General features: G+C 37.5%; 1 protein-coding gene. It reads left to right on the plus strand.

From position 1 onward, the window contains the following. On the plus strand, nucleotides 1-259 hold a 259-nt coding region (locus KVT34_RS30515), incomplete at both ends, for a branched-chain amino acid transport system II carrier protein (RefSeq protein ID WP_217563323.1).

Below are 259 nucleotides of genomic sequence, written 5' to 3' on the forward strand. Positions count from 1 at the left end.
TTATCAAAAAGTTATTTTCATTTTCTGTGTGTTAGCATTTATGGTAGCAAATCTTGGCTTAACTCAGTTGAACGCATTAGCATTACCGATTCTAATTGCAATTTATCCAATTGGTATCGTGCTGATCGTATTATCACTCGTTGAAAATTACGTTCGCCTTCCATTAGCGATGTATGTAGGCGGTATTATAGGAGCGTTCGCAATTAGCTTCTTTGATGGATTGCACAATGCGAATCTGCAAATTGCAGCATTAGCACCT

This window comes from Paenibacillus sp. GbtcB18 (genome assembly GCF_019091125.1).
GTDB classification, from domain to species: Bacteria; Bacillota; Bacilli; order Paenibacillales; family NBRC-103111; genus Paenibacillus_F; species Paenibacillus_F chitinolyticus.